At 49.4% G+C, this 24972-nt stretch carries 16 protein-coding genes; 12 read left to right on the top strand and 4 right to left on the bottom strand.

Annotation, left to right across the window (positions count from 1 at the left end):
- Nucleotides 1–21 precede the first annotated feature (21 nt).
- On the bottom strand, nucleotides 22–2871 hold the full coding sequence (locus tag ASG81_RS12280; RefSeq protein ID WP_056634100.1) for a glycoside hydrolase family 3 protein: 2850 nt from the start codon (nucleotides 2869–2871) through the stop codon (nucleotides 22–24).
- A gap of 87 nt (nucleotides 2872–2958) precedes the next feature.
- Nucleotides 2959–3792, bottom strand: a complete 834-nt coding sequence (locus ASG81_RS12275; protein ID WP_162255024.1) for an AraC family transcriptional regulator — start codon at nucleotides 3790–3792, stop codon at nucleotides 2959–2961.
- A 304-nt stretch (nucleotides 3793–4096) separates the two neighbouring features.
- Between ASG81_RS12275 and ASG81_RS12270 the strand changes: the two genes are divergently transcribed.
- The 6 genes from ASG81_RS12270 to ASG81_RS12250 all read left to right on the top strand — a co-directional run bounded on the left by ASG81_RS12270 (nucleotide 4097) and on the right by ASG81_RS12250 (nucleotide 12031).
- Nucleotides 4097–6076, top strand: a complete 1980-nt coding sequence (locus ASG81_RS12270; RefSeq protein ID WP_056634093.1) for a beta-galactosidase — start codon at nucleotides 4097–4099, stop codon at nucleotides 6074–6076.
- Between the two features lie 62 nt (nucleotides 6077–6138).
- Nucleotides 6139–6795 carry an SGNH/GDSL hydrolase family protein gene (locus tag ASG81_RS12265; RefSeq protein ID WP_056634090.1) on the top strand — a complete coding sequence of 219 codons (657 nt, stop codon included), beginning with the start codon at nucleotides 6139–6141 and terminating at the stop codon, nucleotides 6793–6795.
- A 239-nt stretch (nucleotides 6796–7034) separates the two neighbouring features.
- Nucleotides 7035–8546 carry a glycoside hydrolase family 43 protein gene (locus ASG81_RS12260; RefSeq protein ID WP_056634086.1) on the top strand — a complete coding sequence of 504 codons (1512 nt, stop codon included), beginning with the start codon at nucleotides 7035–7037 and terminating at the stop codon, nucleotides 8544–8546.
- A gap of 98 nt (nucleotides 8547–8644) precedes the next feature.
- Nucleotides 8645–8947 carry a carbohydrate-binding protein gene (locus tag ASG81_RS12255; RefSeq protein WP_056634083.1) on the top strand — a complete coding sequence of 101 codons (303 nt, stop codon included), beginning with the start codon at nucleotides 8645–8647 and terminating at the stop codon, nucleotides 8945–8947.
- Nucleotides 8948–10003: 1056 nt separating this feature from the next.
- Complete coding sequence (locus ASG81_RS30845) at nucleotides 10004–10216, top strand: hypothetical protein (protein ID WP_155971465.1); 213 nt, start codon at nucleotides 10004–10006, stop codon at nucleotides 10214–10216.
- Between the two features lie 81 nt (nucleotides 10217–10297).
- Complete coding sequence (locus ASG81_RS12250) at nucleotides 10298–12031, top strand: glycoside hydrolase family 2 protein (RefSeq protein ID WP_056634149.1); 1734 nt, start codon at nucleotides 10298–10300, stop codon at nucleotides 12029–12031.
- Nucleotides 12032–12343: 312 nt separating this feature from the next.
- Here the strand turns inward: ASG81_RS12250 and ASG81_RS12245 are convergent.
- Nucleotides 12344–13488 (bottom strand): IS3 family transposase gene (locus ASG81_RS12245; RefSeq protein ID WP_155971463.1). Its coding sequence is split into 2 segments (ribosomal slippage): nucleotides 12344–13194 and nucleotides 13194–13488, totalling 1146 coding nucleotides; the frame shifts between segments, so codons are not numbered across the junction.
- A 617-nt stretch (nucleotides 13489–14105) separates the two neighbouring features.
- On the opposite strand from ASG81_RS12245, the gene ASG81_RS12235 reads away from it, so the two are divergent.
- The 5 genes from ASG81_RS12235 (at nucleotide 14106) to ASG81_RS12215 (ending at nucleotide 20204) form a co-directional block, all read left to right on the top strand.
- Nucleotides 14106–15083 (top strand): ABC transporter permease, encoded by a 978-nt coding sequence (locus ASG81_RS12235; protein ID WP_056634074.1) that lies wholly within the window; start codon nucleotides 14106–14108, stop codon nucleotides 15081–15083.
- Nucleotides 15084–15099: 16 nt separating this feature from the next.
- Entirely contained in the window at nucleotides 15100–15981 is an 882-nt protein-coding gene (locus tag ASG81_RS12230) for a carbohydrate ABC transporter permease (protein ID WP_056634069.1), read from the top strand.
- Nucleotides 15982–16046: 65 nt separating this feature from the next.
- Nucleotides 16047–17615 (top strand): extracellular solute-binding protein, encoded by a 1569-nt coding sequence (locus ASG81_RS12225; RefSeq protein ID WP_056634067.1) that lies wholly within the window; start codon nucleotides 16047–16049, stop codon nucleotides 17613–17615.
- A gap of 104 nt (nucleotides 17616–17719) precedes the next feature.
- Nucleotides 17720–19513 carry a sensor histidine kinase gene (locus tag ASG81_RS12220; RefSeq protein ID WP_056634061.1) on the top strand — a complete coding sequence of 598 codons (1794 nt, stop codon included), beginning with the start codon at nucleotides 17720–17722 and terminating at the stop codon, nucleotides 19511–19513.
- Entirely contained in the window at nucleotides 19461–20204 is a 744-nt protein-coding gene (locus tag ASG81_RS12215; protein WP_056634059.1) for a response regulator transcription factor, read from the top strand. The genes ASG81_RS12220 and ASG81_RS12215 overlap by 53 nt, the downstream gene beginning before the upstream one ends.
- Nucleotides 20205–20251: 47 nt before the next feature.
- Here the strand turns inward: ASG81_RS12215 and ASG81_RS33950 are convergent, their stop codons facing one another.
- Nucleotides 20252–20323, bottom strand: coding sequence for a histidine kinase (locus ASG81_RS33950; RefSeq protein ID WP_155971470.1), 72 nt, complete (start codon nucleotides 20321–20323; stop codon nucleotides 20252–20254).
- Between the two features lie 545 nt (nucleotides 20324–20868).
- Between ASG81_RS33950 and ASG81_RS12210 the strand changes: the two genes are divergently transcribed.
- Nucleotides 20869–24954 carry an OmpL47-type beta-barrel domain-containing protein gene (locus ASG81_RS12210; protein WP_056634056.1) on the top strand — a complete coding sequence of 1362 codons (4086 nt, stop codon included), beginning with the start codon at nucleotides 20869–20871 and terminating at the stop codon, nucleotides 24952–24954.
- Nucleotides 24955–24972: the final 18 nt, after the last annotated feature.

Raw genomic sequence — 24972 nt, 5'->3', positions numbered from 1 at the left:
AAGGTGCCGGCCGATTTTTTTTCATTTTACAAAGAGGAAAGAGCTCAAATGAACGCCTCCTTGCAAACGGAGGTAAACATCGTGCCTGCCTTCCACACCTGTGAGGCGGCAAGAATAGGTTCCCCAGCTTTGCCTGCCCCCCGAATGACCGATATGACAAATGCCGGTAAGCATGCCATCCGGATTGTCCAGCCGCATTTCAATGGATCCGTTCTCGGTCGCGCAAGCGGCCCGTGCTTCGAAGCCAGCTGCGCCCGATTCGAATTCGACGTCGTGAAAGCTGATCCAGCCGTCCCGGCCGATAACGCTCACACAAGAGCCCGTTACCTCGAAGCCATACTGACGAGCTTCACCGTCACGGCACTCATCCAGAAAGACAGACTCGTAATCGTCATAATTTTCGGCACGGATCATGCGATACGGGTATCTCGGCGGAATCGTTTCACCGTGAACTTGCACGGCGGCTTCCAGGATAATATTGCCTGATGAATTTCCGACCATGATCGTATAGGGGCCGGTCTCTACCGCATACCCGTCGCGGGTAACGTCCCAACAAGCAAAGTCTGTCCCGGCCAGATCGAACTCTTCCGTTCTCTTCTCCCCAGGCTGCAAGTGAATCCGTGTAAATCCGCGCAGCTCTTTAAGCGGCCGTTTCACTCTCGATTTGTTCGCCCTTATATAAAGCTGTACGACCTCGTCGCCCGGGCGCAGTCCCGTATTTTTAACTGTCACTTTGACCTTCACCTGATCATCTGCCGTCATTTTAAGCTTACTGAGCTTCAGATCGCTGAATTGGAAGCCGGTGTAGGACAAGCCATGTCCGAAAGGATACAGCGGATCGCCGTCAAAATACAAATACGTTCGTTTTCCTTTTATAATATCGTAATCCAACATATCGGGCAGATCCAGGACGGAACGGTACCAGGTCATGCTCAAGCGGCCGGCAGGGTTGTAATCTCCAAAGAGCACATCGGCAACGGCATTACCGAGCTCTTGGCCGCCGTGAGCCGTATAGACGATTGCCGGAATGTTCTCCTGCGCCCAGTTGAGCGCAAATGGATAGCTGCCTATAATGACGACCACCGTATTCGGATTCGCCTTATGCACTTCTTGAATCAACTTCTCCTGTTGCGGCGGAAGGGAAAGGTCCTGTCTATCATAACATTCCCTGCCGTTGATGAGCGGATGATTGCCGACCACGACAATGGCAACATCGCTGACTCGTGCAGCGGCAACAGCTTCTGCAATACCATCTATAACCGGATGTATAATAAATTTTTCGGAAATGCCAATCTGTGCATCGTCCTTCAGTCGGATTGTTTCGTCAACGACCGTTGCGATTTGGCCGTTCCATGCCTTGATCGCAAAAGTCCCGTCGTCCTGAGGAATGAAGTTGAACAGTTCTTTATTGAACCATCCCCAAACCTCCTTAGCCGACGCGCTTATTCCGCTTGAACCGCACGTCACGTAGCTGCCGTTGGCTGTAGAGAGCAGCGTGTGGCTCCCCAAGCCCCAATCGGTCAGCTTGAAATGCTCTCCGCTGTCTGCATCCTCTTTATTCGCTGCCAGAGTTGCATCGTAGATATGCCTTTGTCCGACAAATCTGCGGGTTGCGGCGGATTGCAGTATAACCCGGTCGCAGCCGTCCTTGAACTGAACGATATTTGGGTCGAGCTTGCGTATGATGCCTTGCAGCGGCGTAACCTGATAAGGCGGACTGCCTGTATAAAATCCGCGGCAAACGACATCTCCCAATGGCCCGATAACAGCTGCGCTCTGCAACCTTTCCTTGTCTAGCGGAAGCATATTATTCTCATTTTTCAAGAGGACGACCGATTCACGCGCAGCCCTAAGCGCAAGCTCGCGGTGTTCTTGCTTGTAAAGGACGCTTTCCGTAATTTGCGCATATGGATTGATTGCTTCGGGATCGAACTGGCCGAGCCGCATGCGAACCCGGAATACGTTGCGAATCGCCCGGTCAATGTCCGTTTCCGAAAGCAGGCCTTGTTCCAAGGCTTCTCGAATCGATTTCTTTACTAGCTCGCTGTCATCCATAATGCAATCGATTCCCGCTTTTATCGCTGCCGCCGCCGCTTCGGCATAAGTATTGCAATATTGATGTTCATCGACGGTCTGTTGCATATCTGAGAATGCGGAAACGACAAATCCGTCCAGCTTCCACTCATCCTTCAGAACCGCATTTATATCCGGATGGCAAATTGCGGGGGTCCCGTTTATAGCGTTGTAAGCGGTCATAACGGAATGTACGGAACCTTCGCGGACAGGAGTCTCAAATGCTTTCAGGTAATATTCCCTTTTATTGCGGGGACTGATGCATGACGAGCTTTTCAGCCGGTCCCTCTCGTTGTTGCCTGCATAAAAATAATTTAAAATCGGTGCTGTTTTGATATAAAATGGATGATCGCCCTGCATTCCCTTCGCATAGGCTGAGTACATACACCCCGTTAAGAAAGGATCTTCGCCGAAGGTTTCATCCGTTCTTCCCCATCTCGGATCGCGGGCTAAATCGACCACCGGCGCACGGAGCATAAGACCTCTCAGACCGTTTCTGAGCTTGTCGTAGGCTCTTGCTTCATCGCCGATCATCTCGCCGATTTCTTTGATCAATTCGGTATTCCATGTACAGGACAAGCCCAAGTTCTGCGGGAAGACTGTTGTGGCGCCCTCGTATGCAACTAGACCTTGAACGGCATTTCCGCCAATCCAATACCCCGGGATTCCGAGCCGTTTTACGGATCCCTGTCTGAATGGGATAAGCGAGAGCTTCTCTTCAAGCGTGAGTCTGGAAACGAGGTCGCTGACGCGTTCTTCTAGAGAGAGCTTTATGTTTTGGAAAGGATAGGTATTCACTTCCGTTCACTCCTTGGAAAACGTTTTCCGAAGCGGCTGAAAAATCAGGTTCCGGAATTTCGATTTGCGCGGTTTACGCATGATGTGTTATTTTACGTAGGTTTGCCGGTATTGATCGGGTGTCATGTTCTCGAGCTTACGGAACGTGGCGATAAAGTGACTGGCATTGCGAAAGCCGGACAATGCAGCAATATGCTGAATGGGCGTCGTTTGTTCGCTAGTGAGCATTTCCTTTGATTTTTGAATCCGCAGATTGATAAGATATTGATAAGGGGTGTAGCCGAACGTTTTTTTAAATAACGAATTGAGATGTCTCGGACTTATATTCAGCTGTTCCGACATCTCTGTCATGCCGATGTCCGGATTGCGATATTCAATGTCCAGATATTGGACAAGCGGCTGCAACCGGCCTGCGAGGCTTTGGGTGGAAGACGTGTTAACCGCTGTTCCGTGCTTCTTCAATTTAACAAGAAAACGATAAACGTCAATCGAATTGTCCAGACCGGTCACGTCTTGGGAGAGAAGAGAGGATTCCAACATCTCTCCGATGAGATTCTCGGGTTCGGTCCCTTCCGGCCAGCTGTAGACCGTAAAAAATTGGATGTCCAAAATAGACATAAACGGGGAGATTTGCGGACCGTCTATTATTAAATAATAAGTGGACCACGAATCGCCCAGACAATAATACTGATGGGGAACATTCGGCGGCAGCATGATCCCGTGATTGGGAGGAAGGGAGAAAGCAGATCCCTCAATGATGATCTTCCCTTCGCCTGAAACCGTTTGCAGCCAATGATGAAATGGATAACCGTCGCGTCTTATGACCGTCTCCTGAAACGGATTGTAACCGATACTTTCAATGTAAAAGGGGACGGATTGTTCCGGAGGCATCATCAGCAAGCGGACTTTTGTCTCAAACATAGGCATCATTACACTTCCGTTTTTTTATATTTTTTTTTGTTATAAGATTATTAGTATATGGTGAGGTTGTCAAGGGTTATGGATCATGAGGGCGTCTGTTACAAAGCACGCGGTTCAAACAGTCTGCTGCGGTATTTCCGTATTTTTATATGCAATTATTCGATATTTTTAAACCAAGGTAAACGATATATCATAATGTTACTTTTACTGAGAGAGTTGTCCGGCAGCCGAATAGACCGGTCGTTCTCTGTCAGTGCCGGTAAGGGATATTTCTGTTAAGAGAGAGTTTGGGGGTTTGGTTTTGATGAATATAGGAGTGGATTATTATCCGGAGCACTGGGATTGCTCCATGTGGGAGCAGGATGCAAAGCTGATGCGGGAGACGGGAATAAGCCTGATCCGTGTGGCCGAATTCGCCTGGTCACGCCTAGAACCGGAGGAGGGGCGGTATGAGTTCGGCTGGCTCGATGATGCAATCAATGTTTTCTTTAAGCATGGAATCCAAATCGTCATCGGCACGCCATCCTGCACGCCTCCGAATTGGCTTGTGGAACGCTTTCCGGATGTCCTTCCACGGGACGCGATGCTGAATCTGAAATATCCCGGGATAAGAGGGCATCGTTGTTATAACAGCCCTTCCATGCGTGTCTTTACGGAGAGAATTGTGGATAAGCTGGCTTCTCACTATGCCAAACACCCCGCAGTAATCGGTTGGCAGATCGATAATGAGTTCAGCCTGAACGAGTGTCATTGCGAAAATTGCAATAACCAATTTCGCGAATGGCTTTCGAAGAAGTACGGTACTTTGGAAGCCTTGAACCAGGCTTGGGGTACGGTTGTCTGGAGCGGTGAATATAGCACCTGGACGCAAATCTCTACCCCGTTTGGCGGTACAAGCTTTAGGAATCCGTCTTATCTGCTCGACTGGAAGCGGTTCGAAACCGATTCCGTAGTGGAATTTCAACAATTGCAATTGAGCATCCTGCGAAAATGTTGTCCGGACCATTTCGTCACTCATAATATTTGGAGCTATCCGATGTCTCTCGATTATTACAAGGTTTGCGAGGAATTGGACTTTGCTTCTCTCGATTATTACCCCGGCACGAGCCCCGAGAAATCGGTTTCGGGCGGATACAACGGCGCGTTGACGCTCGATTTAACCCGGGGCATCAAGAGACGCAATTTCTGGATCATGGAAACGATCAGCGGCCCTCCCGGATGCTGGTTTCCGATGTGGCGGACTCCGCAGCCCGGATTTATTCGGGCCTTCACTTGGCAATGCATTGCCCGCGGCGCCGACACGCTCGTTCACTTCCGGTGGAGAAGCGCTCCGTTCGGCGCCGAACAATTTTGGCACGGATTAATCGACCACAGCAATGTACCCGGCAGACGATTCGAGGAATATCAGATGTTATGCGATGAAGTTAACCGGCTTTCTCCTGTCTTGGCGGGGTCGGAGGTGCTTGGCGAGGCTGCCGTTCTCCATTCGCACGACTTGTACAATGCGTTCGCGATTCAGCCTCAGGCAGAAGGAATGGATTATTTCGACAATCTGAAGCTTTATCATCGGGCTCTGACCAAATCGGGCATTCTGACGGATGTTGTAAATACAACGGACGATCTGGACAGGTATCGCCTTATTATTGCACCGTCGCTCTATTTGTTGGATGAATACCTGGCGGATAAGCTGAAGAATTGCGTGAAGAACGGAGCCACCTTAATCTTGACGAATCGTACCGGCGTGAAAAACCCGAACAACATATGTTGGATTCATCCGCTGCCTGGTCAGTTGGCCGAGGCGGCAGGGGTAACCGTAGCCGAATACGATCCGGTCGGCAATGACGTTCATACTATCCGTATGACGGATGGGAAAACGCATACCTGCAGTCAGTGGTGCGATATTCTGGAACCTGCTGGCGCCGAGACGATTGCTTGGTATGAGGACGATTTCTTCGCGGGGAAACCGGCTGTAACGGTTCATGCATGGGGTGAGGGCAAAGTGTACTATATAGGCACCGTTGCCGAGGAAAGCTTCTACCTGGATTTATTCGGGAAGGCTGCCGATGAGGCCGGTTTAACCCGATTTACCGGTTTGCCGGAGGGGGTTCAGATTTCGATACGCCGGAAGGGAACGGCGCGTTATTTATTCATATTGAATCTCACGCGGAAGAAACAGACAGTCGAGTTGGGGGGCGCGTATTTGAGCCTTCTGCGAGAGGAGTCGGTTGGTCCCGTTATAGAGCTGGAGCCGTATGCGGTGGAAATCGTCAAGCAGACTGTATAGTTAAAGCCGCCGTCCAACTGCGTAAAGAATATTCATTTTGTATAAAATAGGAGGAATTCTCAATGAATCAGCAATCCAGAACGATTTTATTTCAAGGCGATTCCATTACCGACGGTAGTCGCGGCCGCAACGAAGATCCCAATCATATATTGGGTCACAGCTACGTCTTTATCCTGGCAGGGAAGCTTGGATATGAACTGGCTGGAGAGCGGCCGCATTTTATCAACAGAGGCATCAGCGGAGATCGGGTATCGGATTTGTACGCGCGTTGGAATGAGGACGCAATCAGCCTGAAACCGGATCTGATCAGCATGCTGATCGGCGTGAACGATGCCTGGCGAATTGTTGAAGGGCTGCCAAGCGGCGCTACCGACCGATTCGAAAGAGCGTATCGGCATTTGCTTGAGGAGACCAAAGAGGTGCTGCCGCATACCGGGCTGGTCATATGCGAGCCGTTTGCTTTAAAAACGGGCTGTACGGAGGAGAAATGGGAACGGTGGCAAAAACTGCTTGATGAATATAGCAGCATAGCGCGCCGGTTATCCGAGGAATTTAACGCGGTGTTCGTTCCTTTGCAGGCGGCGTTCGACAAGGCCGCGTCCGGTACGGGTGCCGCTTATTGGTTATGGGACGGTGTTCATCCGACGGCAGCCGGTCATGAGCTTATTGCCCGCGAATGGTTGTCGGTCGTTCAAAATAGTCCGCTGGCGATTCGCTGATTCGTTCATGCTCAGCATGCACTCAAGCTTTATATACCTCCAACCGCATGGTTTGGGGGTATTTTTGTGGAATGAATCATCCATAATCGGACAGATGTCTATATCATGCTATTCACTGACCTAATAATCAAGGTGTGATACTAATCGGTGATATACAATCGAAAATGAAGAGAGATCACCAAAAGTGATTCTCTTTTTGAACCGTATGAAAACTTTTGAATGATTAGGAGTGCACCCTTGTGACGTATACCAATCCCGTAATTCCTGGATTATATCCCGACCCGAGTATCTGCCGGGTCGATGATGATTATTATCTGGTGACAAGCACTTTTGCCTATTTTCCCGGCGTCCCTATTTTTCACAGCAAGGATCTTGTCAATTGGCGCCAGATCGGACATTGTCTCACAACCGAGCGGCAGTTGCCGCTGGCAAACACTTGGATCTCGGCAGGGATCTACGCCCCGACGATACGCTATAACGACGGCTGGTTCTATATGGTGACGACGAATGTGGGCGGGATCGGCAACTTCTTTGTCCGCAGTAAGCAGCCGGCCGGTCCATGGTCCGATCCAGTACCTGTCGCTCAGGGCGGTATTGATCCTTCTCTGTTCTTCGATGAGGACGGCCGCGTATACTTTCAATCCAATTGTAAAGGCAATGAAGGCTATGGCATTTATCAATGCGAGATTGACATATCGACCGGAAGCATGCTGACTGAGACCCGTCTGCTCTGGAAGGGAACGGGCGGAGCGCACCCGGAGGCTCCTCATCTTTACAAGATCAACGGACTTTATTATTTAATGATTGCCGAAGGAGGCACGGAATACGGACATATGGTGACGATTGCGAGAAGCGGCGATCCCTACGGTCCTTTTGAACCATGTCCCGCAAATCCGATCTTGTCTCACAGAAGCTTGAACAGCAGCATACACGCAACCGGGCATGCGGATCTGGTACAGGCGCATGACGGAAGCTGGTGGGCGGTGTTCCTGGGCATCAGGCCTGTCTCCTATCCCTACAGGCATCATCTGGGTCGGGAGACGTTTCTGGCGCCCGTGTCATGGACATCTGATGGCTGGCCGATTATCGGTGATGGCGGCAGGATCGAGTCCGTTATGGAGGCACCGCAGTTAACTGAAGTCCGGTGGCCGCCTAAGGCAATCAGAGATGATTTTGACGATACCATGCTAGGCTTCGACTGGGTCTTCCTGCGCAATCCGGCGCCGGACAGCTGGTCACTTAGCGAATGTCCGGGGCATCTTGCGCTTCGTGGAAACAAGACGTCGCTCGACGATGCCAGCGCACCCGCCTTTGTGGGGCGCCGCCTGAGCCATATGTCATGCAACATTGCCGCCCTATTAAATTTCGAGCCGGTAAACGACGGTGAGGAAGCCGGGCTTACCGTATTTATGAACGAAAGGTATCATTATGATCTGGCCGTAAAGCTCAAAGAAGGGCGCAAGGTGATCGTATACCGGCGAACTGTAGGATCCTTGAGAACGGAGCGCACGCTGGATTGCGCAGCGGGCCCTGTCGTATTAAAGATTGAGGCTCAGCCGGAATCATTTGTTTTCTCCATTCAGCAAGAGGGGGCCGATGTCCTTGAATTGGGCTCGGGAGAAACGCATCTGCTCTCAACAGAGGTAGCGGGCGGCTTTACGGGACTAGTCATTGCGATGTATGCCGTCTGTGAGAGGGGCCAAGGTTCGCCGGCACTCTTTGATTGGTTCGACTACGAGCCGAGAAATTAATATTGGACGTTTCTAGACATCATGAAAGTTGCCGTCTCGCGTTCGTAGCCAAAGGATTAGGTAAGTCTAATCAACGATCACAAAATGGAGGTTAGCTGGTGTTGACACATGTCAGATTATCGGGTGAATCTGGCTGGCTGCGCTTTGATGATGTGGATTTCCGCGCCGGGATCGGCGGCTTCGAAGCACGCTGTTCGTCCGCCAAGAGAGGCGGCAGAATAGAGCTTAGACTGGATGCAGCGGACGGACCGTTGATCGGAGAGTGCACCGTTTCCGAGACGGAGGGGTCACAAGTATGGGAGACTTTTGCCTGCAAGACGATCGGCGTTCAGCAGACCCACTCGGTCTACCTATGCTTGATCGGGGATATCAGCTTGAGTCGTTTCCGCTTTACCGTTTGAAGTAAGAATCTCGGATGTCGAAAACCGTTCCTCCTCGTTTTTTCATGTTAAGCACCTCGAATCAGATTTTGTAGTTTTGATTATACATGCGTGTATCTCCTAAATGAGGGATTTAGACAGGGACTACCTGTACTTCTCAGTTTAGGAGATTTTTTTATGCAGATTACGCCTTAAATTCAATATATTCAGCACAATTTAGAGCGTATTTTGATCCAACATTTCGTGTCATGTTTTATCCAACGCTACTGATGATGCAATTGAACGTTGTCAAAGAGGTGCTTTGATGCGAACATGGTCTCAAAATAAAGTCCTGCTGCAAAACGATATCAGTAGTAACCAATATTACTAAGCATGAGGAATTGACCGATCTTGATTACATACGAAATGAGGTTTTACATGGGAAGGCCGTTTGATCAACGGATTGTCTTCCGGGTTGTTATTCGGAACAGAAGGTTGGGGAATACGAGATATTGAAGCGCCGCCATTACGGAAGCAGTTCACCAGTCCCCGCGTACAGACTGTATCGGAAAGCTTGTGTTTGCATGGAGCCTTTTCAAGGCTCCTTAATTGGACGATGACCACATCATGCTTTTTTTTGACCAGAAAATTAAGGTTAAAAGTCTAGTCTCACTATATAGTTACAGGTGAGTATTTTAAATAATGTGAAATCCGGGAGGAATCTGTACGTGATATCGGTGTGACAAGCCCCTTATTAACCAAGCAATTGTCTATTGGATGGAGAAGGAGACGATGAATATGAAACTCAGAAAAAAACCATCGCAACACGAAAAGAATCATTTCCTTTAGTATGGCTGTGTTGCTTCTGTTTGCGAATGCGCTTCCAAGTTGAGAAACGTATACCATCCGGGTATGCGACAAGGAATAAGAACAATGATTACGGTCAACTGCTTGATGGCTGGGGCTGTCAACGGTCAGGACTACAAATAAAGGGCGCTTAAACATGTGGAGTACTATACTTCAGCCACAGTTTTATCAACGGCCAAGAATTATATCATGAACAGTAATTTCGTTTTCATATATACATACAGAGCTTAAATGAAGACATCTGTATGCGGGGAATTGAAGCTGAAATTCTGGTGCGGCAATCAAGTGGATTCTACTTGGGCAGTCGGCTCTGCATCGAGTGCCAATCTGCCAGGATGCTTGTGGAAAATCGAGGAGGCTTACATCGCTGACGGCGGGAGGCAGCCGGGCGGAATTGGTCCGATTGAGAGGAGCCGCCCATTATTGCGGCTCCTTCTCTCATGAGTTGTTGCAATGTTGCCGGTGCTTTGCAGCATTCTGGCGCTTTTGGGGAAAGACCAAGTCGATACAATTGGAGGGATATTCATGCTAAGGCTTTTTCGAACGAATGAAATACGCGATGTGAAAGAGCTAGATGGCGACTGGGACTTTCAACCGATTAACGGTACTGAGGGGTTGCCATCCATCTACCGGTACCGGATGCCTGTGCCCGGATGCTGGGAAATGCATCCGCAGTTTACGGCCTATCAGGGGAAAGGCGTATATCGACAAACGGTAGAAATATCGCGGCAAGGCGCAATCCGGCTTGTTTTCAAAGGCGTGAGCCATTCAGCTGACGTTTATTTTGACGGAAAGCCGGCAGGGCATCATTATAATGCTTACACGCCTTTTGCCGTTATCATTCCGGATGTCGAACCGGGCATGCATGAGGTTGCGGTGATCGCGGACAATTCGTTCGGCGAATCGTCCGCGCTTCATGTCCCGAACGATTATTATACGTATGGCGGATTAATCCGACCCGCGGCGATTGAGCTGCTGCATGAGTTGTTTATCGAACGAATCGCGTTTACGCCGATTCATTCGGCTGAAGGCTGGCAGGGTGCGGTTCGCCTCTATGTGCGGAATATCGGAAAACGAGCTCGGCGCGTACGGCTGCAGTTCAGTCTGGCGGGTCGGGACATTGCCGCAGGCGAGGTTGACGCGATGCCGGGCGAGATCGCCGAGCTTTCGATTACGGAACCGTTCCCCGGCGTTGCCCCGTGGTCGGCGGGCGATCCGAAGCTGTATCTGCTGAAGGCGCTGCTATATGTAGAAGGGCAGGAAGCTCCCGTGGACGATTTGATCGAGCGGGTCGGCTTTCGAACGGTGTCAACGGAGAACGGGCGCATCCAGGTAAACGGCGAGGACATTGTTTTGAAGGGCTTCAACCGGCACGAGGATCATGCGCTGGCAGGAGCCGCTATTCCTTACCCGCTCATGGTGCACGATATCGAATTGATGCTGGACATGGGCGCAAATACCGTACGTACCAGCCACTATCCGAATGACGAACGGTTTCTTGATTTGTGCGATGAGCGGGGCTTGTTCGTCTGGGAAGAAAATCATGCGCGCGGCCTTGGTCTGGAGCAAATGAAGCATCCTTTGTTCACCAAGCAGTGCGAGGATTGCAACCGGGAGATGGTGGAGAGCCATTTCAACCATCCGAGCATCATTATCTGGGCGATACTGAATGAATGTGCAAGCGATACGCCGGAAGGCCGGGAGATGTACCGGACACAGCTCGATCAAATCCGGGCGATGGATTCGTCAAGGCCGCTAAGCTTTGCTTCGCATCACCGCGATCGCGAGCTTTGCTTCGATCTTACGGATATCGTCTCGTTCAACCTGTATCCGCTCTGGTACGAAGATGAAGATCCGCTGGAGCTTGTCAAGCAGGCGAGACTTTGGGCGGATCAGGCCGGGGGACTCGGGAAACCGATGATCATGAGTGAATTCGGGGCCGACGGCTATTACGGTTATCGCGACCCGAGCCGGGTAAAAGGAACCGAGGAGCGACATGCTGATATCATCGGGCGCAATTTGGCGGCTTATACGTCCGTCCCTTTCTTGTCCGGCATGCTGATCTGGCAATTTTGCGACTGCAGGGTAACGGAAGGGACGGGATGGCTGCTGACCCGCGCCGGAACGCAGAACAGCAAGGGAATCGTCGACCGGTACCGCAGGCCGAAGCTGGCGTATTCCGTTGTGAAGCGTTATTTTAAAGGACGTCGACTTCGCTTCTCTGAGCCTCAAGATACGGCAGAAGCGGCGGATCAGTAGGGCGGATGTCTATATCGTACTATTCACTGACCTGATTCGAGATCGCGTCAAACTTTGGAACGAATAGAAATGCAGCTGTATCGGACTCCAGTAAGTGTCCAACGATCAGCTCGAAAAATCAGAATTGAATACTCTAATCCTTTAACCTGTACAAGGCATCAGAGGATTTAAATAACCTTTAGAGTTCATTCAATCGCTGGCAGCGATGAGGTCGTCGGTTTGAACCCGACAGGCTCCATAACTAAAAAAGCCTTTAAACACAAGGGGGACTGACCCCCATTTGTGAGACAGGGATCAAAACACCTTTCAAGTTTAAGCAGCCAGCCGTCGGAATTCAACCGGCGACTGGTTGTTTAGTTTCGTTTGAATGCGAATTGCGTTATAGTAAGTAATGTAGTCTCGAACGGTCTGTTCAACGATGGCGGTCGTTGTATGGGTCAACCCTTCGAGGTAGAACGTTTCAGACTTGAGTGTGGAATGAAACGATTCGATGCGGGCATTATCAGCGGGCGTTCCCTTGCGGGACATGCTCATGGTAATGCCTTTTCCTTTGACAGCTTCCTGATACGCCTGCGATGTGTAGACGCTGCCTTGGTCGCTATGGAGGATCGCACCGGGTACAGCTGGCAATTGATTGAGCGTGTCCAGCACAAAGGCAGTGTCTTGCTTATCCGATATACTGCTAGCTACAATCTCTCCATTATACAAATCCAGAATGCTCGACAGGTACAACATTTTTCCGCCGAACGGTAAGTACGTAATATCCGTGACGAATTTATGCATCGGAGCCTCCGCTTGAAATTGACGCTTTAACAGGTATTCTGCTACATAGGCTGGCTGTCCCGTGTTCTTCCGTTTCTTGACTCTTACACGACATTGAAGCTGCTCACGTTGCATAATTCGTTGTACACGTTTGTGATTGATCGCATGCTCCGTACGGAGCAGTGCTGTAATCTTCCGGTATCCATAACGAAATTTATGCCGCGTACAGAGTTCCCGGATGTTTTGGACCATGCAGTCGAGCTTCTCAAGCTTACACGCTGCTTTCCAACGATAGTAGGTAGCACGAGGGACTCCCAGCCATGCACATGCTTGGGTGACGCTGACTTCCCCTTGAATCGAATCGACCAACTCCACTATGATCCTTGGCGACACCTCCTTTTCATCTTCTTGTACTTTTTTAGCACATCTAATTGCTGTTTCAAAAACCGATTCTCCACTTTTAACTGCTCCAGCTCTGATGCATACTCCGGCCCTTTGCCGTAGGCGTATTGTTTGCCGACAGGTTGCTCCAACCGGTTCAATTGGCCATCACGGTACCATTTCATCCAGGTTTTCACTTGTGTTTTATTCCGTATGTGGAGTTGCTCCATAATCTCCTTTACCGGGACACCTGCCAATCTCATTTCAATGGCCTTCATTTTTGTTTCCACTGGGTAACTTACTCTTGTTGCCAATGCAAAAACACCTCCAAGGTTATCCCCACATCTTACGACATGGATGCATTCTCTTGAAGGTGTTTTAATTTGTCTCATTCTAGGGGGTCAGTCCCAGGGGTACCGGGTGTTTAGAGGCTTTTTTTTCATTAATAGGTATGGAATTAAGTTTGTGGTCACATGTTTGGTCACACTATAGTTATGTGGTTATGTATTATCGATCTTTGACGGATAGTTCGAATCTGTCCGACCGATTGCAATAATCCGACATTAGACATTCTATTATATCGAGCGTTTCTTTGTCCATATTCAATACACAATGGAATCGGCTTTCAGCGTCAAAGAAAGCCTCATGATCGTTCGCGAACCGGATCCGGCCAGCGACTATTCGATCGAAGAGCTTAAAGATCATGTAGCCTTTCGAACAATGCTCCGCTGGAGCGCATACCGTTGTTCGTACGAACCGGCTCCATACTGCCGATGAAGAACCACCTGCAATTCGCCGACGACAATTCGTCGGACACGTACGTTACGTTCCGAACGATGGCATCTTCAAAAATGACAACGCTTTCTTAAGAATGTCATCTATCTGGGTGCTGTCCCGAACGTATAGACTTGTAGCAAAGGAGGATTATCGCATGAATGTGGATTCACAAGTATTGGAAACGGTTAATTTGGGGCAAGCTCGAAAATGGAAGAGGTTTAAAAAACAATGGATGCTGCATTTGTTTGTTGGCATCGGAATGATTTTTTTGATCGTTTTCTCGTATACGCCAATGTTCGGCATCATCATGGCGTTCAAAAATTACACGATATCCGAAGGGATTATCGGGATTTTCACCAGTGACTGGGTCGGTCTCAAGCATTTCGACGAGTTTATTAACGACTACCAATTCGGCACGATTGTCCGGAATACGTTGGCCTTAAGCCTTCTTAAAGTGTTGTTCACCTTCCCGGCTCCGATCTTGCTGGCGATTCTGCTCAACGAAGTCAAAAACGGGGCATTTAAGCGATTCGCGCAAACCGTCAGCTACCTGCCCCATTTCATCTCATGGGTCGTCGTTGTCGGCATTTCGTTCGCCTTCTTGTCCGCCGATATCGGACTTGTAAATAAAGCTCTACTGAGCCTTGGGCTAATCGACAAGCCGCTTGACATACTCACCAACCCCGACTACTTCTGGGGGCTGGCCGTTGGCAGCGCGGTGTGGAAGGAAATGGGATGGTGGACCATTATATTCCTTGCAGCCATTACGGGCATTAACCCGTCGCTTTACGAAGCGGCAATGATTGACGGGGCGGGGAGGCTGGCTCGGATTCGTCACATTACGCTTCCCGGCATGCAAGGCACGATTGTCGTTGTTCTCATCCTTACGATTGGAAGCATCCTAGGCGGCGGGTTGGTCGGCTCCAATTTCGAACAAGCTTTTTTGTTCGGAAACAGCATCAACAACCCTACCTCCGAAATCGTACAGACCTATGCGTTCAAGGTCGGCCTGAAAGACGGAAGATTCTCCTATGCGGCAGCCATCGATTTAATTCAGTCCGTCATCTCTGTCGCGCTGATTTTCTCCAGTAACTACATTGCCAAACGAATTTCGGGCTCCGGCCTGTTTTAGAAAAGGAGATCCAACGATGAATGTAAGTCAAAGGAAAAAGGATCTTGTCATGGACGGCGTTGTTACCGTCATCTTGTTGGTCATCATGCTGGCTATGCTGTACCCGTTTTATTATGTCTTGATTCTCTCGTTTAACAAAGGCACAGACTCGCTTCTCGGAGGTATTTATTTTTGGCCCCGGAACGTGACGTTCGAGAACTATGCCACGTTTTTGAACGATCCGCAATGGTATAAGGCGTTCCTGGTGACTGTGATCCGCACGATATCCGGCTCCGCGCTTGGCGTGCTGCTTACGTGCCTGGTTGCTTACGGACTTTCGCATCGCGAGCTTTTGTTTAGCAAGTTTTATTTTACTATGATTATTTTCGCTATGTATTTCTCTGGCGGTCTGATTCCTTACTACGTGGTGCTGCGTTCCGTCGGGCTGCTGAATTCGTTTGGGGTCTACATTATCCCGTCCATGCTAAGCACGTTCTTCCTGCTGATCGCCATTTCGTTCTTCCGTGAAATACCGGGGGAGCTGAAAGAATCCGCGCATATGGACGGAGCGAATGAATTTGTTACCTTCTATCGTATCATCCTCCCGGTTTCAATGCCGCTTATCGCCACGATGGCGCTATTCATGGGCGTTGGCCAATGGAATTCCTGGCTGGACTCCGCTTATTTCGTTCAATCCGACAGTCTGCGGACGCTTGCTTTCCGGATGATGGAAGTGATAAACAAAAGCAATGCACCGTTGGATGCCGTCGGAGCAGCAAACAGCGCAGCTTCAGGCGTCACAAGTTATTCCCTGCAGCTAGCCGCCATGGTGGTCTCCATCGCGCCGATCGTTTGCGTTTATCCGTTCCTGCAGCGGTTTTTCATTCAAGGCATTATGCTTGGCTCGGTAAAGGGCTGATGCTGCTGGCTTGTTATTAAAGCTTTTTGCTTTAATATATAATATAAATCATAGGAGGGGTTGTTTTGAATCAAGGCAAGTTTAAAAAGACTCTGATGGCATCTGTAGCGGTTATTCTATTATTATCATTGCTGTCGGCATGCAGTGGCAACGGCGCGAACAGCGGTAACACGCAAGCGTCCGACTCCGGCGGCGGATCGGCGAAAGGTGGAGAAATCGAAGAACTGTCATTATTTATCGACATGCCATGGTATCCGGTCCGGGAATGGAAAGGTCCGGTAGCGGAAAAAATAACCGAAATGACGGGAGTCAAATTAAACGTGACGGTCGCGACGGACGATAAGCAGCTTCCGCTGATGATCGCCTCCGGTGATTTGCCGGATCTCATCTTTACTTATTCCCAAATCGATCGCCTATCCGATACCAAATTGTCGTATCCCTGGAATGAATTAATCGAGAAGTACGCGCCAGACTTTAAAATCGACGACACGAGAATCGGAATTCATACGATGGATGACGGCAACTTCTACACGGTGCGGAACGCATTCGCTACGCAAGAGGAAATGAAGCAGAACAAATATGCGGTCGGCAGCGACGGCAACCCCGGCATCGCCGTTAGGGAAGACATCCTGAAGGAGCTTGGAAATCCGACGATTGCTTCGTTGGAGGATTTCACGAACGTTTTGGCCATGGTCAAGGAGAAGTATCCCGATATGGTGCCGCTCATGATGGACAAAAACTGGATCGAGCAATATTTTATCATTCAGTTTGGCATTGATGCTTACTTTGAAAATTGGTATGAACAAGACGGGAAAATCGAATATTATATTAAACATCCGAAAATGCTCGATTTTTTCAAATTTATGAACAGCCTTTATCGCAACGGCTATATTCAGGCCGAGAACTTTGCTCACGCCAATGACCTGATCGACGATCAATATGCGACGAGCGGCAAAGCGTTCGCCCACAGCCATACGGTAAGCGTTGCGGACAAGGACAACATCGCCATTAAGAACGATGGAGGCGATTTCACCTTCAAAATGCTGCCTACGGCATTGTCGAAGGAGGCGAAACTTGTTGGCACAGGGCTTGGCTTCGCCGGAACCTTCATTACCAAAAACAACAAGAATCCGGAGAAATCCATCCAATTTCTCAAGTACCTGGCCAGCGACGAGGGCAAAAAGCTGACGATGTTCGGGGTTGAAGGCGAGCATTGGACCTGGAATGAGGAAGGTTATCCAAACCTGAAATACGATCCGAACGACGCCGATTTCGTAAACAGCAACGGAATCAAGTGGTGGTACCTTTACAACGATGGCATCACCGAGGGGATGCTGGGATATAAACCGGGCACGCAAACGACCCAGGCATTGATGGAATTAAAAGAAATCAGAATCTCTAAACCCGCTGTCGGCATGATCCAGACGAAGCCGGATTCTTCGGAGAAAACGATCAAGACAAAGATCGACGATATGATCAGAAATGAGAAGGTCAAAATTTATTTGGCGAAAACCGAGGAAGAAGCCGTTCGGAATTATGAAGCGCTGTTAAAGAACGCAGAAAATATTGGACTACCTGAGTTGACGGACTGGGCCAACCAAACCTATCAGGAGAAAAAGGACTTGCTTGAGTAAATGTCGTAATTTGCTGGTAGGGGCGCATTGACGCCTCTACCCGTTTTTTATTTGCACGTGATGGAAACCGATACCATACCGTCAGCAGGAGGAGATCTAGTATCATGAGCATCGCGCGCAAGATGATATTGGGGTACGTCATTCTGATTCTTATTCCGGTTATCGCCCTGGGAAGCTACATGTACTTGTTAATATACGGAAATTTGACGCAACAATTCGTTGAAAGCCGGCAAAAAATTTTAGAGCAGGCATACGCCAATATGAAGGGGGATCTGAACCGAATCGCATCGGTGTACCGGGTATTGCAATATAATCCTTATGTAACGGATTATTTGGACGGTAAATACCTTTCCGATCTGGATAGCATTTATGCCTATATTCGCTATATCAGCCCCGTAATCACCCAGTCGCTCTTTGCCAATCCTGAGATCGATTCGTTGATGATCTACAAAATAAAAGAGCAGGTACTGCCTATTACCGAACAATTTATCGATGTGTCCGGTATGGACCCGGAGAAGAAGGCGATTGCCCTGTCACTGAAGCCGGGGAGCGGCAAATGGACGATTCTCCACCCGAATGGGAGTCAGCCCGAGCTTGTTTATTTGCAAAGCCTATACAACACGTTGATCACGGAAAGGATCGGCATCCTACAGATTCACGCCGGCGACGAGCTGCTAGGGAAATTTTATCAAGCGGCCGGTGTGGAACGAGATTGGAAAGCATACCTGCTTAAGGATTCGGGAGAGCCGCTGCACGCCGGCGGAGAGCTGCCGGAGAAAGTTCAAAAGATGATTAAACGGGGGGACTCGGACCAGCAGAACTCCTATTTCATTAATCGAAAAACCATTGTCAACCAAATGTACCTGGAGGACCTGGGTGCCCGCATCGTGATTGTCGGACAGATCCGCGACGTGTTTCACGGGATCAAAGAAAAGGAAATCATTATCGTGGCCGCGATTATCGCGTTGCTGACGGTTTTATCACTATTCTATTACGCACTCTCGTCGATTATCACCAAACGCATTCTTCGGCTTGCAAGGCATATGCGCTCTATTGACGACGACAATATGAAGCAGATGGTCGTCGAAATGGAAACGCCGGGCAAACAGGACGAGATCGGATTTCTGATCACTACCTATAACAACATGATCGGGCGAATGGATGAGCTGATCAATAACGTTCATCGCGCTGAGCTGCGAAATAAAGAGGCCGCATACAGAGTGCTGCAAGCGCAGATCAAGCCGCACTTTTTGTACAACACGCTGGAAACAATCCGAATGCTCGCCGAAACGAACAATGACAAAGAAGTTGCCGATATTGCGTTCTGGTTCGGCAAGCTGATGCGATACAGCCTTTCCACCGGAAAGGATATGACGATGCTGGACAAAGAAATAGAGATTATCCGATTTTATCTGGATATTCATAAGATGCGTTTACAAGAACGATTGACTTACGAAATCGAGGTCACGGTCAACGCCAAACGCTTCGCTTGTCCCAAATTTATTTTGCAGCCGCTCATCGAGAACTGCATCGTGCACGGCATCTCAAACGTTCTGCGTCCCGTTCATATCAGAGTGGAAGCCTGCAAAACAGGGGAAGAGGCACGTATCGTGATATCCGACAACGGATCGGGCATCTTGCCTGAGAACTTACGAAAAATCCGCCAAAGGCTGGACAATGGCGAAGCCGGCATGCCGCAGGAGGGAGAAAGCGGCTGGGGATTGAGCAACGTCGCCGCAAGGGTCAAATCGTTCTACGGCGGAGCATCGCGGCTCGAAATTGAAAGCGAGCCCGGCAAGGGCACGATACTGACTTTATTCCTAACTGGAAGGATGGTGAATACAGATGAAGGTTCTGATTGTGGACGACGAGCCGTTGATTCTGGGCGGACTGGTTAAAGTCGTCAAGGAGGCCGCCCCGGCTTGCACGGAGGTGCTATCAGCCGGACACGCGAAAGAAGCGATCGAGAAGATGAAGACGTTCATGCCAGACGTAACGATTACGGATCTCCAGATGCCGGAGCAAAACGGCTTCGAGCTGATTGAGGAAGCCAGGCAAAACGGGCTATGTGACCGTTTCATTATTCTGACGGGCTACGACGAATTCGAATTTGTTCGCAGGGCCCTGCGATACGGCGTCATCGACTATTTGCTGAAGCCGATTGACAGAGATGAAATAGCCGTTTTGCTGAAACAGATCAGAGACGAGCTGCCCATTACTACCGTTGATTCCGAATATCCGCAGCATGCCGCAAAAATTCTTTCATACTTGGAAAAGCACTACATGGAGGATATTTCACTGGATAAGCTTGCCGAGCTCGTGAGCCTTCATCCGAATTATATAAGCAGTCTATTTAAAAAAGAAACGGGCATGAATTTTGTCAATTATTTGCACGAATTACGGATCCGCGAGGCGAAGAAGCTGCTGGAGCTTGAGCAGCATCTGCCTGTTAACCAGATCGGGCAGCAGGTTGGCTACGAGGACAAGCATTATTTTACAAAAGTATTTAAGAAATACACGGGCATGACGCCTGGATACTACAAGGGAATCGTCGGTGCCGCGGATACTGCGGAAAAGAACGATGATTGACGGTGGGATTTCGTCTATTCTAAGATATACCGGATGAATATGGATATCTAACGACATGAAATCCGGGAAGCGTTTGCATCGTTATACAGAAAGTGAGGATTGATCTGCGATTGAAGCACAAGGGTATCGCGTCATGGGTTCGGTGGCCTTTATACGCAAAAGCCTTGGAGTTTCCATTCTAAAGAATACTGACTTTATTCTTAAAAAAGAGCATATGAATTGCTTTCTCACATCGATATTATAAGTTTGTTGAGGTCTTGCTGAACACAAAAGCCCCTGGCGGAATGTGTCCGACGATACCAATGCGTTTGCGGATGTCTCACTAAACAGTTAGAAAGGAGATGATGTCTTCATATGGGCCAGGCTATGGGCGATTACTTTCCTTTGTCATGATAACCGATGGCTTGCACAACTTCTTTCACTTCCTCTAATACGACGGGTTCAACATGAAGTGCGACGGCATCGCCCCCTTCGACCAGCTTAACATTAGAAAGACGCCTGCGGCCCGTTGGGGCAACCGTCGATCTGAAGGAATCAAGCCGTGTTTCTGGCCACGGTTGCGTCTTATTTTGGTAGCGGTTACATTGTGTATGTAGACGGAGAGATTGTTGCTTACATTGGAAAAGAATCCATAGAATTGTGTTTTTCAGAAAGGAGAGCGATCATGAAAAAGCATTTGAAACAGGTCTTATCGTTACTGTTATGTGTACCAATTATATGTATGCAGTTATATACCCTTTTCCTGGGATCAACAGCGATTGTTGCGGCGGCGGCTGGGACAGCATCCTTCCCGGCGGTGCAGGATGCATTTGTGTCTAATTTCGGCACGCAGGCAGACAGCTTGGGGATAAATTTAATCGCAAATAAATTAATTTACGGGAAATTCCGGCATACTTATCTCAAGTTTGATTTATCCTCCATCGAAACTAATCGTTATAATATTGACGAGATGAAAATGATTTTGAGCTTCAGAAAAACGCATGCGCCAAACGAGTTGGTATTTACTGAAAGCGAACCGACCCTGAGAAACTCTGGCGCCGAGTGGACGGTAAACAATCTTACATATAATGCCCGCCCAAACGATATAGCTGAATCGCCGGTTGTAACCCGAAACGTTACGTCAACCGGTGAAGAAAACCTTTCCATTGACTTGTCCACGATCTTCCGATTTGCGTTGAGTAACGGAAGAAAAGTAGTCAGTATACATCTTACGACAACTCGTGTGAACGAAAATGCGGTAGCTGCCAGCGAGATGTATTCCTCAAGGAATACATCGGGATACTCTGGACCATCCTTGGCCGTCACTCTTGACGATCCTATTGTGAACAATAGGATCGTCGACAAGACGGCGCTCAGCGCGCTGATTGCCAAAGCGGATCAGCTAATTGGAGCCGAGTACACGGCGGCTAGCTGGGAGGTGTTTGCGGGTGCCCTCAACAATGCAAAAGAAGTAAGTCGGGCCAGTGCGACTCAAGCCCAGGTCGACCAAGCCCTCTTATCGTTGCAAACGGCGATGGACAACCTTGCGGAGCTCACTTCCAAGATTACGGGCCCGAATATGGGGAATTACTTTAACAACAGCAAGACAGCGTCAATGATTTTTAAAATGAAAAATGGGGAAGGCAAATATGTTAAGGTTGATCCCATCACGGAAAAACTGTCGCTTACGGCAAATGCCGCAGAGGCTTCCACGTTCGCGCTGTATGTCCTTGACTATTTCGCCACCGTGTACCATGAGGAACCGGAGGTTGGAGCCACCAGGACGGCTTATTCCATAAAATCCCTGGACAATGACAAATATCTTACGATCCAGAATTACTTTACGGCTGAAGAGTTCCTGAGCAATACCCATCGTTACTTTAATATCCTGAGCGGCGCCCAAAGCGGTACCAGCACCGACAGGACGTTCGAAGTCAAGGCGTCGGCAAGTATCCCGAGCTGGAACGAGCGGTTTTATGTAGACCATTATGTGAAATCGGGTTATTACCGCATCTGGTCGCATTTGTCCACGATGAGAGACGACTCTGGCTTTAACCGTATTAATGTAAAAATGACCGACGACTCCATGCAGAGCACCGGAACGGCCGCTCAGAATACCGAATACAGATTTTATTTTGAAGAGGTAACAGGCAGGGATCTGCTGGAGGTAAGTCAAGAGGTATCCGGAGACGACGCTGAATTGTTCTGGCGTCCCGTGAACGGCGATACGAACCCTGAGAATTATATTATCGTTGGGACGGACGCGGACGTTGTTTATGCCGACGGCTTGATGCGCGTAACGGTTTCGGACCTGAGCGTCGGCATCCACGAGTATACTGTGGAATATAACGGAAGCGGCTATCAAGCGATAGCGGATGTGAAGGTACGAATTTTCAACCATCCTGGTATTTTGTATACGATAGAAGACCTGGAGAGAATGAAGCTTCGTGTTCAGGAGAAGGCTGAGCCCTGGTACTCTGATTACCAGAGATTGCTGCATAGCGTTACCTATGATTTATCCAGCTTCGATTACGAGACTACTGTATTTTCGAATGTAGGACGTGGAGGAGCCCCGTCGGATTCCGGCAACATCGGCTATTTTGAGAAGGGCGGCAATGCCGCGTATTTCAACGCCCTGCAGTGGGTGATCACGGGAGACTATAGATACGCGGAAAGAGCCTCCGACATACTTGGGAAATGGGCGAAGGCCTTAAAAGTGATAGACGGTAGGGACAGGATCTTGGGCGCCGGCATCAATGCTTACAAATATGCCAGCGCAGCTGAGATTATAAGGTATTACAACGGTGGATACGACGGATACAGCGACGCTGACTTCAAATCGCTGCAGGATATGATGCTAAACGTGGTATATCCGGTGATCCAGGACGCAGCTGCTCCCATGCTCGCCAACGGCAACTGGGACGCAGCGGCCATAGTCAGCATGATTTCGATAGGCGTTCTTTGTGACAATACGGAAATCTTTAACCGCGCGATGGCCTTATATCAGGACATTCATGTGAACGGCTCCATCTTCACTTATGTGCACGAATCAGGCCAGACGATGGAAACCGGCCGTGATCAGGCCCACGCCATGTTGGCTATCGGATATATGGCCGAAATATGCCTGATCGCTTACAATCAGGATGTGGATTTGTATTCCCTGTATGATAACAGGCTGGCGAAAGCCTTCGAATATTCGGCGAAATACAACCTGTATTCGAAAGAGCTGTACGGTGAGGATGTACCCTTCGTTGCGATGCCGAACGTTTTTGGTGATACAGGCAGAGGATATTATGGAGCCGGGTTTGACAGGGAGAATAACGGGCTTAACAAAGGCGAGCTCCGGCCTGTTTTTGATCAGGCTCTTGCCCTCTACACCAAGGTGGGCGGCGTCGATATGACATGGACGGCGAGGGCGGCGGCGGCCGCGCGACCGCAGGCAATGGTACATTTTGACAATCTGAACTTTGGCACCCTGACGTACTATAACGGCGAGCCGCTGAACTCAAGCGGGCCGTATTTTCAGATGCGGACCAGATGGGAGCCATTATATCAGAGGAATTGGAGTATCGTTGACGGTCAGAGAGTCGCCGAGACAGTGAACTCTTACTATGATATTAATGAAAACGGCGAGCTTGTTACCAGTATCATGAAGAAGGACGCGCCTTTCTATCAGTTGGTCACTAACGACGACGGCACATATTCGGTACGGCTGGTCAAGACAAACACCTATTTATCGGTAAAGGATGATACGGTAGAGAGTTACAATGTTATAAAAGCCGATGCCACAGAGATAGGCGAAAATGAAAAGTTTATTCTGCGTTCCAGCGGGGTCGGCCCCTTCTTCCTGGTTTCTCCCAAGTTTGACAATCGGATCGTATATCAACACGCGGCCGGATCAGGGAGTGGTGCCGTATTAACACTCCGGCTGGGAACAAAAAAACTGTCGCAAATAGCAGATATACCGAATATCTCAACAAACGAAAGACTTATTTTTATGTACAATACTGAGGATATCGCGCTGAATAGCAGCGACGATGCGGCGCCGGAGACGACCGCAACGGCGGAAGGGGAAGCGCAGAACGACTGGTACCGTTCGGCTGTCGTCGTTGATTTCGCCGCGACCGATGAAATCTCCGGCGTGGCAGTGACCTATTATCGAGTGGACGACGGAGACGTCGCGAGTGGGAGACAAGCCGTTATCGAAACCGAAGGCGTGCATACGGTAACTTACTGGAGCGTCGATCGGGCGGGTAACGCGGAAGAAGCGAAGTCGTTGTCCGTGTCGGTCGACTTGACGGCGCCTAGCATTATCTTCGACGTTGCGGACGGTACCGAATTTACGGTAGACCAGCTCGTCGCGATCAGCTGCGATGCAACGGACGAATTATCGGGGATTGCAAGGACGACTTGTGAATTGATCAAAGTGACGGCTTATGAATTGGGTCTCGGCGAGCACACGTTTAGCGCGTCCGCCTCCGATCAAGCGGGTCATGCGACGAACGCCTCGATTACGGTCATCGTCACCGTTGACTACGATAGCCTTGCTCGTCTGACCAGAATGTGGTTCGAGGAAAGTGGGCACGGGGACGTCGCCGCCTCTTTGATCGAAAAGCTGGATGCCGCCAAGGCTTCCACTGACTGGGAGAACGCGAAGGCGAAGGAAGGGCAACTGGGAGCTTTCGTAAACCAAGCAAAAGCCCAAAGCGGAAAAGCGATCACGGCGGAGCAAGCCGATTTGCTCGTCTCTTTCGCCGCTGCGTTGATGTAATAATCTGCAATAAAACAG

The sequence above is a fragment of the Paenibacillus sp. Soil522 genome (assembly GCF_001428245.1).
Classification (GTDB): Bacteria; Bacillota; Bacilli; order Paenibacillales; family Paenibacillaceae; genus Pristimantibacillus.
Note: the sequence above shows the minus strand (reverse complement) of the source record. Positions and strands in the feature narration are given on the sequence as shown.

What these genes read in the sequence shown, in the direction of transcription:
- ASG81_RS12275 (WP_162255024.1), bottom strand. Translation starts at nt 3,792, where the DNA reads ATGTTTGAGACAAAAGTCCGCTTGCTGATGATGCCTCCGGAACAATCC.
- ASG81_RS12270 (WP_056634093.1), top strand. Translation starts at nt 4,097, where the DNA reads ATGAATATAGGAGTGGATTATTATCCGGAGCACTGGGATTGCTCCATG.
- ASG81_RS12265 (WP_056634090.1), top strand. Translation starts at nt 6,139, where the DNA reads ATGAATCAGCAATCCAGAACGATTTTATTTCAAGGCGATTCCATTACC.
- ASG81_RS30845 (WP_155971465.1), top strand. Translation starts at nt 10,004, where the DNA reads ATGAAGACATCTGTATGCGGGGAATTGAAGCTGAAATTCTGGTGCGGC.
- ASG81_RS12250 (WP_056634149.1), top strand. Translation starts at nt 10,298, where the DNA reads ATGCTAAGGCTTTTTCGAACGAATGAAATACGCGATGTGAAAGAGCTA.
- ASG81_RS12235 (WP_056634074.1), top strand. Translation starts at nt 14,106, where the DNA reads ATGAATGTGGATTCACAAGTATTGGAAACGGTTAATTTGGGGCAAGCT.
- ASG81_RS12230 (WP_056634069.1), top strand. Translation starts at nt 15,100, where the DNA reads ATGAATGTAAGTCAAAGGAAAAAGGATCTTGTCATGGACGGCGTTGTT.
- ASG81_RS12220 (WP_056634061.1), top strand. Translation starts at nt 17,720, where the DNA reads ATGAGCATCGCGCGCAAGATGATATTGGGGTACGTCATTCTGATTCTT.
- ASG81_RS12215 (WP_056634059.1), top strand. Translation starts at nt 19,461, where the DNA reads ATGAAGGTTCTGATTGTGGACGACGAGCCGTTGATTCTGGGCGGACTG.
- ASG81_RS12210 (WP_056634056.1), top strand. Translation starts at nt 20,869, where the DNA reads ATGAAAAAGCATTTGAAACAGGTCTTATCGTTACTGTTATGTGTACCA.